Annotated in this window: 12 protein-coding genes; 4 read left to right on the plus strand and 8 right to left on the minus strand. The window is 58.3% G+C overall.

Annotated features, from left to right (window positions below; translation table 11 throughout):
- Positions 1-13: 13 nt before the first annotated feature.
- The 3 genes from hutG to hutU are packed head-to-tail and all read right to left on the minus strand — an operon-like array spanning position 14 to position 3,878.
- The gene (hutG, locus tag E4U03_RS05065) at positions 14-1,021 is read right to left on the minus strand and encodes a formimidoylglutamase (RefSeq protein ID WP_209304120.1); all 1,008 of its coding nucleotides are present in this window, start codon (positions 1,019-1,021) and stop codon (positions 14-16) included.
- Positions 1,021-2,211: an imidazolonepropionase gene (gene hutI / locus E4U03_RS05070; protein ID WP_135012101.1), complete on the minus strand. Its 1,191-nt coding sequence runs from the start codon at positions 2,209-2,211 to the stop codon at positions 1,021-1,023. Before hutI ends, hutG begins: the two co-directional genes overlap by 1 nt.
- Before the next feature lie 2 nt (positions 2,212-2,213).
- Entirely contained in the window at positions 2,214-3,878 is a 1,665-nt protein-coding gene (hutU, locus tag E4U03_RS05075; RefSeq protein ID WP_135012103.1) for a urocanate hydratase, read from the minus strand.
- A 147-nt stretch (positions 3,879-4,025) separates the two neighbouring features.
- On the opposite strand from hutU, the gene hutC reads away from it, so the two are divergent.
- Positions 4,026-4,772, plus strand: coding sequence for a histidine utilization repressor (gene hutC, locus E4U03_RS05080; RefSeq protein ID WP_209304121.1), 747 nt, complete (start codon positions 4,026-4,028; stop codon positions 4,770-4,772).
- Between the two features lie 72 nt (positions 4,773-4,844).
- Here the strand turns inward: hutC and E4U03_RS05085 are convergent, their stop codons facing one another.
- Genes E4U03_RS05085 through hisI form a run of 3 tightly spaced genes read right to left on the minus strand, consistent with a single transcriptional unit; the run spans position 4,845 to position 7,464 of the window.
- The gene (locus E4U03_RS05085; protein WP_135012105.1) at positions 4,845-5,468 is read right to left on the minus strand and encodes a Trp biosynthesis-associated membrane protein; all 624 of its coding nucleotides are present in this window, start codon (positions 5,466-5,468) and stop codon (positions 4,845-4,847) included.
- Entirely contained in the window at positions 5,469-7,037 is a 1,569-nt protein-coding gene (locus E4U03_RS05090; RefSeq protein ID WP_135012107.1) for an anthranilate synthase component I, read from the minus strand.
- A gap of 31 nt (positions 7,038-7,068) precedes the next feature.
- Positions 7,069-7,464 carry a phosphoribosyl-AMP cyclohydrolase gene (gene hisI / locus E4U03_RS05095; RefSeq protein WP_209304122.1) on the minus strand — a complete coding sequence of 132 codons (396 nt, stop codon included), beginning with the start codon at positions 7,462-7,464 and terminating at the stop codon, positions 7,069-7,071.
- A gap of 129 nt (positions 7,465-7,593) precedes the next feature.
- On the opposite strand from hisI, the gene E4U03_RS05100 reads away from it, so the two are divergent.
- Positions 7,594-8,025, plus strand: coding sequence for a maleylpyruvate isomerase family mycothiol-dependent enzyme (locus E4U03_RS05100; protein WP_135012109.1), 432 nt, complete (start codon positions 7,594-7,596; stop codon positions 8,023-8,025).
- A 57-nt stretch (positions 8,026-8,082) separates the two neighbouring features.
- Positions 8,083-8,232 carry a hypothetical protein gene (locus tag E4U03_RS12780; RefSeq protein ID WP_167752300.1) on the plus strand — a complete coding sequence of 50 codons (150 nt, stop codon included), beginning with the start codon at positions 8,083-8,085 and terminating at the stop codon, positions 8,230-8,232.
- A 394-nt stretch (positions 8,233-8,626) separates the two neighbouring features.
- On the opposite strand, the gene E4U03_RS05105 is transcribed toward E4U03_RS12780, so the two are convergent.
- Entirely contained in the window at positions 8,627-9,397 is a 771-nt protein-coding gene (locus tag E4U03_RS05105) for a PhzF family phenazine biosynthesis protein (protein ID WP_135012111.1), read from the minus strand.
- 404 nt (positions 9,398-9,801) lie between these two features.
- Between E4U03_RS05105 and E4U03_RS05110 the strand changes: the two genes are divergently transcribed.
- On the plus strand, positions 9,802-10,137 hold the full coding sequence (locus E4U03_RS05110; protein WP_228065873.1) for an HsdM family class I SAM-dependent methyltransferase: 336 nt from the start codon (positions 9,802-9,804) through the stop codon (positions 10,135-10,137).
- A 383-nt stretch (positions 10,138-10,520) separates the two neighbouring features.
- On the opposite strand, the gene E4U03_RS05115 is transcribed toward E4U03_RS05110, so the two are convergent.
- On the minus strand, positions 10,521-13,298 hold the full coding sequence (locus tag E4U03_RS05115; protein WP_135012113.1) for an Eco57I restriction-modification methylase domain-containing protein: 2,778 nt from the start codon (positions 13,296-13,298) through the stop codon (positions 10,521-10,523).
- Positions 13,299-13,471: the final 173 nt, after the last annotated feature.

Here is a 13,471-nt window from a genome sequence, read left to right on the forward strand (position 1 = left end):
GTATTGAGGTGCCCTACTCCGGCAGAGGCGTATGCCAGGTCAGGACGGTGTGAATCAGGCGGGCTGCGGTTTTGGCGGTGCGTCCGTCGATGTCGAGGGAGGGGTTGAGTTCGGCCACGTCGAAGGCGGCGAGCTTACCCGAGGCAGCAACCCTACCCATGATGCGGTTGATGATGGCAGGGTCTACGCCCAGCGCGGCAGGGGCGCTGACGCCGGGGGCAACGGCCGCCGGCAGGACGTCCAGATCCAGGGTCAGGTAGATCAGGTCGACGTTTGCGGTGAAGACCTCAACGAACTTGTCGATGGCTTGTAGGTTGCCCCAGTGGGTTTCTTCATCGAGCAGGTAGTGCACGCGGGCGCGGTCTGCGGCGTCGAAGAGTACCTGGGTGTTGGCTGCCTCAGAGATGCCCACGACCGCGTAGGTCAGTTCGGTGCCTGCCCATTCTTCGTCGGCGAGCGCCTGGCTGAAGGGGGTTCCACTGGTGGGTTCGTCCGCTTCGCGCAGGTCGAAGTGGGCGTCGAGGTTGAGGATGCCGATGCGCGCGGCTCTGCCCTGCCCCCGGTGATTTTTTCTGCGGGCGGACGCCGCCAGCCCCTTGTAGGTGCCGTAGGCGACTTCGTGCCCGCCGCCGAGTACCACGGGCAGGGAGCCTTCGTCGATGGTGGCGGTGACGGCTTCTGATAGCCTGCGGTGGCCACCGACGAGGTCGCGGTTGGTGACGACGACATCACCGGCGTCCCCCAGGACGAGGTCGGTGCGGCGCTTGCCAGACGCGCTCTGGGCCAGGGCCAGGGTGCCCAGGGCAGAGCGCAGGACGGTGGGCCCTTCGGCGGCGCCGGTGCGCCCCTGGTTGCGGCGCACTCCCTCGTCGGAGGCAAAGCCGATGAAGAGGGCGTCCGGCTTCTGGGTGAGCTGGGCGAGCGGCTGCACGGCCTGGAAGAGCCTGCGGTGTTCGGCTCCGGCCCCGTCGTCGCGTCCGCTCCATGCCAGGGCTGGCCGGTCGGTTATTGCCTGGATCACTAGTTTTCCTCCTCGTACAGGGGTACGACGGTCTGCCCGTCCTTCCAGACACCTGCGACCAGGGGCACGCCGGGGCGGTAAGCCAGGTGCAGGTGGTTGGGGGCATCCAGGGCGAGGACGTCGGCGCGGGCTCCCACGGTGATGGCACCGATGTCGGTGCGCCCCAGGGCTGCCGCTCCCCCGGCGGTTGCCGCCCAGACGGCTTCATCGGGGCTCATGTGCAGATCCCGCACGGCCAGGGCGATGCAGAAGGGGATGGAGGTGGTGAAGGAGGTACCGGGATTGCAGTCTGCCCCCAGCGCCACCGTTGCCCCGGCATCCAGCAGGCGGCGGGCGTCGGGGTAGGCGCCCCGGGTTGAAAAATCTGCCCCGGGCAGCACGGTAGCCACCGTGGAGCTGTTAGCTAGGGCGTCGACGTCCGCGTCCGTCAGGTAGACCACGTGGTCCACGCTGGCAGCGCCCAGCTCAACCGCCAGCTGCACACCGGCCCCGTAGGTCAGCTGATTCCCGTGCACGCGCACCTTCAAACCGGCAGCGATACCGGCCTGCAAAACGGCCCGGGATTCGTCCTCGCTAAAGGCACCGCGCTCGCAGAATACGTCAATCCATGAGGCGTAGGGGGCGCACTCCGGGATCATGGTGTCAACCACCATCTGCACGTACTCATCGTGCTTATCCCGGTACTCCGGCGGAGCCACATGGGCAGCCAGCAGGGTGACCTCGTCGGTGCAGGCCGCAGCGACCTGCACCGATTTCAGTTCAGATTCAGCCGACTGGCCATAGCCGGTCTTCACCTCAATCGTGGTCGCCCCGGCCCGGGCGTACTCCTGCATGAGCGAGCGGGTGGTGAGTTCCAGCTCAGCTGCACTTGCGGCCCGGGTAGCCTCGATGGTGGTGCGGATGCCACCAGCTTCGTACGGTTTGCCCTCCATACGGGCGGCAAACTCGTGCGAGCGGTCCCCGGCAAAAACCAGGTGGGAGTGGGACTCCACGAAGCCCGGCAGCACGGCGCGCCCGCCCAGGTCTAGGCAGCGGTCGGACGCCGGTGCCTGGCTGGCTGCGCCAACCCAGGTGATTCGGCCCTGCTCCACCACGAAGGCGGCGTTTTCGAGTACGCCGAGGGGCCCGCGGTCCAGGGTGGGGTCGTTGGTGACCAGTGACCCGATGTTGATAAAGAGACGGCTGGTCATGGCTAGCGGTTTTCCTGCATGGGAATACGAACCCCACGCTCAGCCGCAACCTGCTGGGCATACTCGTAGCCGGCGTCCGCGTGGCGAATCACGCCCATGCCGGGGTCGTTGGTCAGTACCCGCTCCAGCTTGGCAGCGGCCAGCTCAGAACCGTCAGCGATGCAGACCTGGCCCGCATGGATGGAGCGGCCCATGCCCACGCCGCCACCGTGGTGGATGGATACCCAGGACGCACCCGATGAGGTGTTCACCAGGGCGTTGAGCAGGGGCCAGTCGGCAACGGCGTCGGTGCCGTCCTTCATTCCCTCGGTCTCACGATAGGGGGATGCTACCGAACCGGAATCCAGGTGGTCACGGCCAATGGCGATGGGGGCAGAGAGCTCGCCGCTAGCCACCATCTCGTTGAACTTGAGACCTGCCTTATGGCGCTCGCCGTAGCCCAGCCAGCAGATACGGGCGGGCAGGCCCTCGTAGGCGACCTTCTCACCGGCCATGGTGATCCAGCGCTTGAGGTGCTCGTTCTCGGGGAAGAGTTCGAGAATGGCCTGATCGGTCTTCTTGATGTCTTTGGGGTCGCCGGAGAGGGCGCACCAGCGGAAGGGGCCCAGGCCCTCTTCGAAGAGGGGGCGGATGTAGGCGGGTACGAAGCCGGGGAAGTCAAAGGCGCGCTGGTAGCCTGCCTTGCGGGCCTCATCGCGGATGGAGTTGCCGTAGTCGAAGACCTCGGCACCGGCGTCCATAAAGCCAACCATTGCCTCAACGTGGGCTGCCATGGCCTCGCGGGAGCGCTTGGTGAAGAGTTCGGGGTCGCGGGCAGCTTCTGCCTTCCAGTCCTCGAAGGTGACCTTGGTGGGCAGGTAGCTGAGCGGGTCGTGGGCGCTGGTCTGGTCGGTAACGATGTCGATGGGGGCCTTGCGGCGCAGCAGCTCGGGGAAGATCTCGGCGGCGTTGCCGACGACGCCGATGGACAGGGGCTTCTTGGCGTCGCGGGCCTCGATGGCGAGCTCTAGGGCGTGGTCGAGGTCGCGGGCCTTGACGTCCAGGTACTTGTGGTCGATGCGGCGGTCAACGCGGGACTCGTCAACGTCCACGCAGATAGCCACGCCCTCGTTCATGGTCACAGCCAGGGGCTGGGCACCGCCCATACCGCCAAGGCCAGCGGTGAGGGTGATAGTTCCGGCCAGAGTGCCGTTGAATCGCTTGCGGGCTACCGCACCGAAAGTCTCGTAAGTGCCCTGCAGAATACCCTGGGTGCCAATGTAAATCCAGGAGCCTGCGGTCATCTGACCGTACATCATCAGGCCTTCGGCTTCGAGCTTGCGGAAGTGCTCCCAGTTGGCCCAGTCGCCGACCAGGTTGGAGTTGGCCAGTAGCACGCGCGGAGCCCATTCGTTGGTGCGGAAGACGCCCACGGGCTTGCCGGACTGCACCAGCATGGTCTCATCGCTCTTGAGGGTCTTGAGGGTGGCGACGATAGCGTCAAAGGCCTCCCAGGAGCGGGCTGCGCGGCCGGTGCCGCCGTAGACCACCAGGTTATCGGGGTGCTCGGCTACCTCGGGGTCAAGGTTGTTCATGAGCATGCGCAGGGCGCCTTCCTGCTGCCAGCCAAGGGTGTTGAGTTCGGAGCCGCGAGGGGCGCGGACGGGGCGGGGGCCGCTGGTGGTCATGTCTACTCCTTTGTACATGATGGTCTGCTTTGCCCAGCTTCTGGTTCTTTACTTTTGCCTGACCGCGCCGGGGCGGTACAGTGGAAAGATGAAGAGGGTCACACACCTATCTTCTTGTATATACAACTGGTTGTCAAGGGAGTAGGCGTGGAAAAAATCACCGACTTGTCCCAGCAGTTCGCTGACTACAAGGCCACAAAAACCCCCGCCTACCAGCTGCTCAAAACCATCATCACCGAGCAAGTCAACAGCGGCCACTGGGCAGCGGGCGAAAGCATCCCCTCAGAAAACGAGCTCGCTAGCGCCCTGGGCCTCTCCCGTATGACCGTCAACCGAGCTATCCGCGAGATGACGCTTGAGGGCCTGCTCGTGCGCACCCGCGGGGTCGGCACCTTTGTAGCCGAGAACAAGAACCCCTCTGCCCTGCTTGAGGTACGCAACATTGCCGATGAAATCACCGAACGCGGCCACGCCCACAGCAGTAAGGTACTCGCTCTCGAAGAGATACCGGCAGCCCAGGCCCAGCGCCGCCTAGCCCCCGAACTGGGTGAGAGGGTCTTTCACAGCGTACTGGTCCACTACGACGATGGGATGCCCATCCAGCGCGAAGAACGCTACGTCAACGCCGTAGCCATACCCGACTACCTAGAGCAGGACTTCACCAGCTTCACCCCCAACTTTTACCTAGGGCAGTGCTCCCCTATTACCCGGGGCACGCACACCGTCGAAGCGGTGCTACCCACCAGCTCACAAGCGTCCGACCTGCAGATTAACCCCACCGAGCCCTGCCTGCGCCTACTGCGCAGCACCTGGTCAGGCGATGAGCTTATCAGCCAGGTGGTACTGCTACACCCAGGCTCCCGCAGCCGCCTAGAGGGGTCCTTCGGCCTGTAAACCCCTCTAGATACAGCAAAGCCGCAGCCCGCTATCGCAACGGGTCTGCGGCTTTAAACGTTCTGCCCCCTCCTACAGGGTGGGGTCCTTGCCCTCGCTCAAGGAATCCCAGGCATCAATCTCGTCCGTTTCTTCGGCAGAAGCCACACGGGCTGCCCGAGCAGCTGACCGGTCGTACTTACGCCCGGTCTTCCAGTGGGAGGTAGCGACAAAGGCCCACACACCGGCCAGGGCAACCAGCACACCACACACGGTCGCCAGCAGGGGCATGACGGTCACAGCGTAGGAGTTAGCCGGGGCGTTAGTACCGGTCATCGCACTGACCTGGGCCATAGACGCAGCCTGCGGGTCGGCGTTCACACCAAAGGCAGCTACCGCCAGGCCCAGCCCCACACCCACCAGCAAGAGAGCCAGCACCTTCCGGAGCTTAGACCCGGCAATCCGCAGGGCAACCGACGCCACCAGGGCAACCAGGGCTAGGGCAGAGACGGTGGAACCGGCGTCCGCCCCCGAAATGTCCAGGGTGGAGGTCGAAACGACCGTGCTGACCTCGGCGCGAATCCAGGTCGGCAAAGTGGTGAGGAAGGCGGCAGCAGAAACCGCCATGGCCCCCAGCATCACGCGGGCAGGTTTAGCCCAGCCCGGCACCGGGCGCGCGGTAGCAACCTCAGCAGGCTGGGCCTGTGACTCGCTCATCTAGTCAATCACCTCGGTCGACAGGGGCGCCAGACCCGACGCAGTGAGCACGGCGCGCAGCGGGGCAGCTGCCTTATTCACGGTTTCCTGGGCTTCAGAAGCGGGCACCGAGTCCATGACGATACCGGCACCAGCCTGCACGTAGGCGCGTCCGCTCTTGAGCACCGCGGTGCGGATGGCAATCGCCATATCCATATTGCCCGCAAAGTCGAAGTAGCCGCAGACCCCGGCATAGATACCGCGGGCGCTCACCTCGTACTCATCGAGTAGCTGCATGGCGCGGGGCTTGGGCGCGCCCGAGAGGGTGCCTGCGGGGAAGGTTACGCGCAGTACGTCGTAGGCGTTCATGCCCTCGGCCAGCTGGGCCTGCACCTCGGAGGAGATGTGCATGATGTGGCTGAAACGCTCGACTTCCATGAACTGGGTGACGCTGACGCTGCCGGGTATCGCGATGCGGGAGAGGTCGTTGCGGGCCAGGTCGATGAGCATGAGATGCTCAGAACGCTCCTTTTCGTCGGCAAGCAGCTCTTCGTCCAGGGCAAGGTCTTCTTCGCGGGTGGCACCGCGCGGACGGGACCCGGCGATGGGGTGGGTGGTGGCGATGCCATTTTTGAGGGTAACCAGGGCTTCGGGGGAAGAGCCGACAATCTGGAAGGGCTCGCCGTCTTCGGTGGATTCGAAGTTGAAGAGGTACATGTAAGGCGAGGGGTTGGACTGGCGTAGCACCCGGTAGACGTCCAGGGCGCTGGCGCGGTTTTCTGCCTCGAAGCGGCGGGAGATCACGATCTGGAAGACGTCGCCGTCGATGATGTTTTTCTTGGACTTTTCAATGGCGTCCAAGAAGCCCTGTTCTGCCCAGGTGTGCTTGACGCGGGCTACCTGCGCCTCGACGTCCGCTGTGCCGGTGAGGGTTGAGACCGACTCGGGGGCGGGCTGGGCGAGTTTGTCCATCATGGCGTAGACGCGGGAGAGCGCGTCGGCGTAGGCGGCGTCGATGTTGTCGTCGGTGCCGTTGAAGTTGATGGCGTTGGCGATGAGGGTGACGGTGCCGTCGGAGTTATCGTGCACGGCCATATCTGAGACGATGTTCAGGGCAAACTCGGGCAGGTTGACGTCGTCCGCTGGGCCGCCGGGTAGTTTCTCCCAGCGGCGCACGACGTCCCAGCCCATGTAGCCGACCAGGCCGCTGGTAAGCGGAGGCAGGTTATCGAGGGGCTCGGTATGCAGCATCTCCAGGGTCTCGCGGATAGCCTCAACGGGGTCGCCCTCGGTGGGTGCGCCGGAGGGGGTGAGCCCCTGCCAGACAATCTGCCCGTTCTTGGTGGTGAGGGTTGAGCGGCTGGAGGCACCGATAAAGGAGTAGCGTGACCACTGCTTCTGCTCGTTAGCTGATTCCAGCAGGAAGGTGCCGGGGGCGGGTACGCCGTCGGCGGCGACCAGGGCCCGGTAGATGCCGATGGGGGTCATGGCGTCTGCGAGAACTTTGACGCGCACGGGAATGACGCGGCGGCTGGCTGCTAGTTCACGGAACTCTTCTAGGGTCGGTTCGACGATTCCCAAGTCGTGCATGGTTTCCTCTGGTTGTGGTGTATCTGGGGAGCTATTCGGGGCGGACGCCGGTTGCGGCGGGCAGCTGCCCGCCGGCTTCGAAGCAGGTGGTGGTTCCGGTGTGGCAGGCTGCGCCTACCTGGTCGGCTTCGATGAGCAGGGCGTCGCCGTCGCAATCGATACTGACGCTTTTGACGTACTGGTAGTGGCCGCTGGTATCGCCCTTGCGCCAGTATTCCTGGCGGGAGCGGGACCAGTAGGTGACTCTGCCTTCGGTGAGGGTACGGCGCAGGGCTTCGTCGTTCATCCAGCCGAGCATGAGCACATCACGGGTGTCGTGCTGCTGAATAATTGCGGCGAAAAGGCCGTGCTCATCGCGTTTGAGGCGGGCGGCGATATCGACGGGCAGTGAAGCGCCCTCGGTGGCGCTGGGTGCTGGTGTACTCACCTTTCCATCCTAGCTGATGGTGGTAGCGGGGCTGGGGCAGCTCTCAGCATCTGGCTACAGGCTGGGGCTGATGCTTGTAGGGCTGGTGCCTGGGCTGAGTAATCCGTCGTTCGGGTTTAGACTGGGCCTATGACTTCTTCTGCCCTTGTTACCTCAGAACGCACCGCCCTACTAGATGCTCTCACTGCCGCGGGGCCGTCCGCCCCCACCCTCTGCGAGGGCTGGGAAACCCGCCACATGGCAGCCCACCTGTTGCTGCGGGAGTCCAAGCCAACGCTGGCAGCAGGCGTGATGGGCGGGCCGCTGGCTGCGCGCACCGAGCGCCACACCATCCAGCTCGCTGATGAGCTGACCGGCCAGCGCCGCTACGAGAAGGCCCTGCGCGATTTTGAGACGTTGCCGGGTTACCTACACATGCGCAGGCGCTTCCCGGGCCTGGACGAGGCAATGAACCTGATTGAGTACTTTGTTCATACCGAGGATGTCCGCCGCGCCTCACTCACTAACGGCGAGCAGCCTGCCCCTCGTGTGCTGGCTGAGGGTGTGCAGGAGAAAATGTGAAAGGTTCTGCGGGCGCGTGCTCGCCTTATGGCCGGGACAAAGTACCCTCAGGGACTGGTGCTGGAAGCACCGGGTTACTCCCCCGCTGTTCATACTGTGATTGCTCCGCCTGCTGGCCAGGTTGCGACTGTGCTGACCGGCGAGCCGGGCGAACTGGTGCTCTACCTGTTCGGGCGCGAGGCCGCGGCCCAGGTTGAGGTGAGCTAAGGGCCGGTTGCGGCGCACGCCCGCTCCGCCCCAAGTAGGGACCAGAAAACTCCCAATAGTATGTGTGCACCACAAGGATTTCGGGAGGAATCTGGTCCCTAGTTGTTAAATAACCCCTGCCGGTAGGTTGCCCTGTTCTCGCAAATTCCTTCCATGCAGGCGCGCACGCGAACTCTTGAATGTAACCGAAAATGCCATCTGCGCGAACAAAGAACGCGCAGATGGCATTTTCGGTTACATTCAATGAGCGGGGACGGACGCCTGCCCCGGCTTAGCGGGGCAGCTCAGCCCGGCAGGTGGTGAAAGACCTAGAGACTAGCCTCTCCCCTGATGAGGGTGTGGGTTGTCCCGCCAACCCAAATATCGGGTGTGATGGTGGGGCCGGCATCCTGCCCTACCGTGATGGTGAGTCTGCCGTCGCGGTGGGGCAGGTGCCCTGGCGTACGGTGTAGGTCCCGGCGACCCGGTTTTCGCGGGCAAGCCACTGGGCGACGGAGGCGTTGAGGGAGCCGGTGACCGGGTCCTCAGAAACGCCGATACCGGGCACGAAGGCGCGGATGTCGTAGGCGATTTCTGAACCTTCCGGGTGCATGGCGAAAACGCCGAGTTTGAGATCTGTGCCGCGGGCGAAGTCCGGGGTGAGGGCGAGCAGACGGTCGGGGTCTGCAATTTCGACGGCGGACCAGCCGGGCCCGTTGTCGACCCACTGGTGGGAGAGAATCTGGCTGCGCTCTAACCCTAGGGCGGTGGCGATGTCTGCCAGGGTTGCCTCGTCGAGGGCACCGGAGCGGACGGTAGCCGGGGCAGCGAAGGCGAGCTCTTGGCCGCTGCGGGTGATGTCGATGAGCCCGGCGGCGCATTCTTGCACGATGACGTCTGGGCGCTGCGGCTCGCCACCGGCTTCTAGCCAGGCGTGGGCGCTACCCAGGGTGGGGTGCCCGGCGAAGGGCAGTTCGCCGCCGGGGGTGAAGATACGGACGGCGTAGTCGGCCCGAGCGTCAGTCGGTTGGGTGATGAAGGTGGTTTCTGAGAGGTTGGTCCAGCGGGCAAAGTCCTGCATGTGAGCGTCGGTGAGGCCGCTGCCGTCGAGCACCACGGCGAGGGGGTTGCCTTTGAGCGGAGCCGAGCCGAACACATCGACCTGGGTGAAGGGGCGGGTTTTCATGCGGGTCCTTTCGCCTACGCTTCTACGGGGTTTACCTCTACCCTACCCAGCACCTGGCTAGCTCACCTCCCAGCCCTGGTGAGCAGATGAGACACAAGAGCTGCACTTCGTCTTCCCAGCCTGCCCCTTGAGTATTATTAGTTTTTATCGGAGTAATAGCTCTGCCCAGTGGCTAGGGCTTTTATTCGGAGCCATTAGTTTGCCAATGTTGAGGGGCTTGTGTGTCTTCTTTGAACTATTCTCAGTTCATTTGGAATGTGGCTAAATTATGCGCAACCTTAAACCTACTTTTTCAGGTGATTCAGCACTTCTCACGGGTAAACCTATGTCCCGAAAATGTGACTAACGAGCAGATGAGCAACATCTTTGAGGAGCTAATTCGCAAGTTCGCTGAGGCTTAGAACTTGACTGCCGGTGAGCACTTTACCCCGCGTGAGGTTATTGAGCTCATGGTCAACCTGCTGCTGGCTGATGATGAAGACCTGCGTACTGATTACATTGCCCGGTCTGTCTATGACCCTACGGCTGGCACCGGCGGTATGCTGTCGGTGGCTGACGATAAGATTAATCAGCTGAACCCCACCGCCGATATGAGCCTGCTGGGTCAGGAGCTCAACCCAGAGTCGTACGCGATTTGTAAGGCTTACATGGTGGTGATGGGTCAAGACATCGATAACACCGCCCTGGGTAACGCACTGGATGCCCCAGCTTTTGGAACCGAACCCTCCACTACGGACTGAGCAAAAAGACGACGCGCCAATTGGTACAAAATAACGGCAAGTCTGCGTTCTAGCTTGCAGCCTAAGCCCGTCAAACTAGGACCAATAACTGTTGACAGCGTCCTAACGAGAACGAAGGCCGCTTTGATTATCGATTTGATGCCGCCTGTATGGCGGTTTTTCTGTTTCAAGCCCCGAGAGCAATAGCGCCACTGCGCCCAAAGATGCGATGGCGCTACTTGTCGTGGAATTGTTCAGGCAAGCGTCATTTTATACGAGTACGCAGTTTAAGAAAATATAACCGAATCACATAAATTCTAAATATTATCTAGCTTGTTTCAAACAGAGAAATAAAGAAATTTCTCTAGAAACATATTTCAACAAAGCGATAAATCTGATAATTATTAATCAACCAACCCCCATTTCCTTCTGAATAATTCAGACAAAAGTCTCTCTTGATGCTGAATTTCTCGCCTCCTAATATCCAGAAGACGCCTAGGGCAACTAGCAAGGGATTGCGTTTTATTACGAATATTTCTAACAATAGAGACAACTTTATCGTGGAATTCGATATCCACATCAGCAGTAAAGTCTAGCTCTGGGACTGGAACAGAAGAAATCACATCTGTACCCCTTGCGAAAAAACCACCCCGAAATGGGCTTCCACGCTTTCGTAAAAATAATTCTATCTCAGGCTGTGCGAGGAGACCCAATATAAAGTCAATATCATAGGGCGTATCGCGTGGAAACAAAGCTACTTCTCCTGCTGTACCGCCAGACTGAAAGGCAACGCCTCGATTATCCAGCCCATACTTGTCGCCACGTTGATTCACTGAATAGAAAATCTTTGGGCGTTGAGTAGCGTACCCGAGGGCTTGCCCACGCCCATAAGCATAGAAAGCTCCACCATCACGCATTTGCTGTTTTGCGCCTCGGTCTCGATTAAGGAGCCTTTCTTTGCAGCTAAGCAGGTACTCATAAGTTTTAGGATAATTGTTTTGCAGATCGTTTTCAGAAATTAATGATTTTCCAGATGCCCGCCCAGAGTTTTCTACATATGGAAAAATTAAATAGGAATCACTTTCAATTGTTCTGAATGAAAGCACATTTTTGGAATCATCCAGATATGGAATCAACAGGTCAGATTCAATGGTCCACGTCCGCACACTGCCGCTTCCCCTCAGCTTTGCATTGAAGGTAACTGTACCGTCTAGATTAACAGTTGGGTTTCGAATAAGAAAAACATCGTTTGCAGAAGTTTGAAGCCCATTTCGAGCTTCCATAATTTCCTTTAATGGTATTGATTGGTGAAATATTGCCTGTAAAACATTTTCTTGCTCACTATTCGCAGGCAGAACCCAAGGTTTCGAAACAGGAGAAGGCAACCAAGTCGCTCTTTGCAGCTGGTGCATTGATGCAGAATTAACTCCGTCGGAAAGTGAAGAAGGTTCGGAATAGTCGATCCTTGGCGATTCATTTTTTGATGCAACTAGTCCACAAACATATATTTGCCTCTCCTCAAATACCGAATGATGAGTGAAATTTTTGAGCCAGTTAATATGAACAGATGTCGCTAGCAATTCTCTAAATGACGATGCAGAAACAACAGTCATCCACTTATTTGGTATAACAACACCAATGACACCGTTTGGTGACAGCATAGAAATCCCAAATTCAACGAACGCAAAGTATTTATCCCATTGACGCGAAAGAGATGAATACGTATTCTGCAATATATTAAATTCGACAATATTGAGTTTACGCATATCTTCTGTTGAAACATATGGAGGGTTTCCAACAACTACATCAAACTCAGTGAAACCAATTGCCTCTACGTCTACAGCGTAAATCGGTTCCTCAAGCCAATCGGGATGGTCCAGTGAGGGACCCACAAGGCTATTGCCATGGATAATGTTGCTATGGAGATTCGGAAGAATAGAACCGCCAACCGGGAGAGTATCCAAGGTTTCATCTTCAAGTAAAACAACGAGCAAGCTGAAACGTGCAACTTCAACAGCATTAAAGTCAATATCGATACCAAACAAAGATTCAGTGACTATTGATTTCTTATCACTGAAAGGCAAACCATAGTCGTTTGTGCTGCGCCTAATTAAGGATCCATATTGACCGTTGGCAATTCTATTTGCAATGAGAATATCCACAAGCTTTCTGTATGCAGAGACCAAAAAACGTCCAGAGCCAGTTGCAAAATCCAAAATTTTAGGTTGGGTAATCTTACCAGCTAGTTCATCGATTGCTTTATGGACCACAGCATCAACCAAAGGCTGCGGAGTCGTAACTACATCGCGGTGTTGATATTCAGATTTTGGCTGGAGAGATACCCTCGGGACATTATTTGCGTCACGGTCGATTCGCAGCCCTTCTGACAGCGATTGTTCGTATACTCGCCCGAGAAAATCCGCATCTAGAACTGCGTACGAGAAGGGTGAAGTAGGTGCGTAGAGCCGATTAATAATATTACATAAAGTTACACCATCAACCAATGAAATCGGGCTTTGAGAATGAGGGGATTGTTCGAAAAGCCCTGTATTGTAGCGTCTATCCATCCGAGCGAAAAGATTATCAATCGATACTGTAATGTTTCCAGCTGCGGTTCGCAGCTCATCTTCTAACTCGATTCCACGGTCCTCGCACATCCTAATGAAAAGAAATCTATTGATAATTAGTTGAACAATATCATTCAACTCACTCTCATCAATATTGGGTGATCGTGTAACGATGCTTGACCCTAGCTCCAGTCGCCACTGTTGCAGATGCTGGAGAAACTGAGTGCCAGCAGGAAGATATTCTACTGGCTTATGCGCAGATACCAGCTCGTTCCACCTTTCAGTACCAACCTTCAAGCGGGATAAGTAGTTACAGATAACTTCAAATGTAGATTCAAACTCTGTGTAAACGCACGAGAATAGTAAACCGGTCTCAGCTTGATCACGCAATGCATCAACTGGGATTGATGAATCATAAATTGAAAGTTGGCGAAAATTAGTAATAACTACTATGGGATGCTCATCCGTATATCCATAGCGGCGGGCTTGAAAAATAGAATTTTTATCTACAAAAATATCTACCGCTGGCTTTTTAGCTTCCACGTAGAACTGAGGTTCACCGTTGATTCTAAACATATAATTCAGGGCGCATACTACTCTGATTGGTTCTTTCAATAACCACTTCTCTCATCGAGGGGTGAAGCATCGAACTGTTATGAACATCCCAGTCGAGAAGAATGAAAAATTTATCAATAAATTCTAACCGCGTCTCAGCCTCAGTGTATCCGCCAGAAGATAAGTAGGTAGACTCACCTGATTTGAAAGAATCTACAAGTGATTTTAGTGAT

The organism is Rothia nasimurium, assembly GCF_004569295.1.
GTDB classification, from domain to species: Bacteria; Actinomycetota; Actinomycetes; order Actinomycetales; family Micrococcaceae; genus Rothia; species Rothia nasimurium_B.

What these genes read in the sequence shown, in the direction of transcription:
- E4U03_RS05090 (WP_135012107.1), bottom strand. Translation starts at nt 7,037, where the DNA reads ATGCACGACTTGGGAATCGTCGAACCGACCCTAGAAGAGTTCCGTGAA.
- E4U03_RS05100 (WP_135012109.1), top strand. Translation starts at nt 7,594, where the DNA reads ATGACTTCTTCTGCCCTTGTTACCTCAGAACGCACCGCCCTACTAGAT.
- E4U03_RS05105 (WP_135012111.1), bottom strand. Translation starts at nt 9,397, where the DNA reads ATGAAAACCCGCCCCTTCACCCAGGTCGATGTGTTCGGCTCGGCTCCG.
- E4U03_RS05085 (WP_135012105.1), bottom strand. Translation starts at nt 5,468, where the DNA reads ATGAGCGAGTCACAGGCCCAGCCTGCTGAGGTTGCTACCGCGCGCCCG.
- hutI (WP_135012101.1), bottom strand. Translation starts at nt 2,211, where the DNA reads ATGACCAGCCGTCTCTTTATCAACATCGGGTCACTGGTCACCAACGAC.
- hutU (WP_135012103.1), bottom strand. Translation starts at nt 3,878, where the DNA reads ATGACCACCAGCGGCCCCCGCCCCGTCCGCGCCCCTCGCGGCTCCGAA.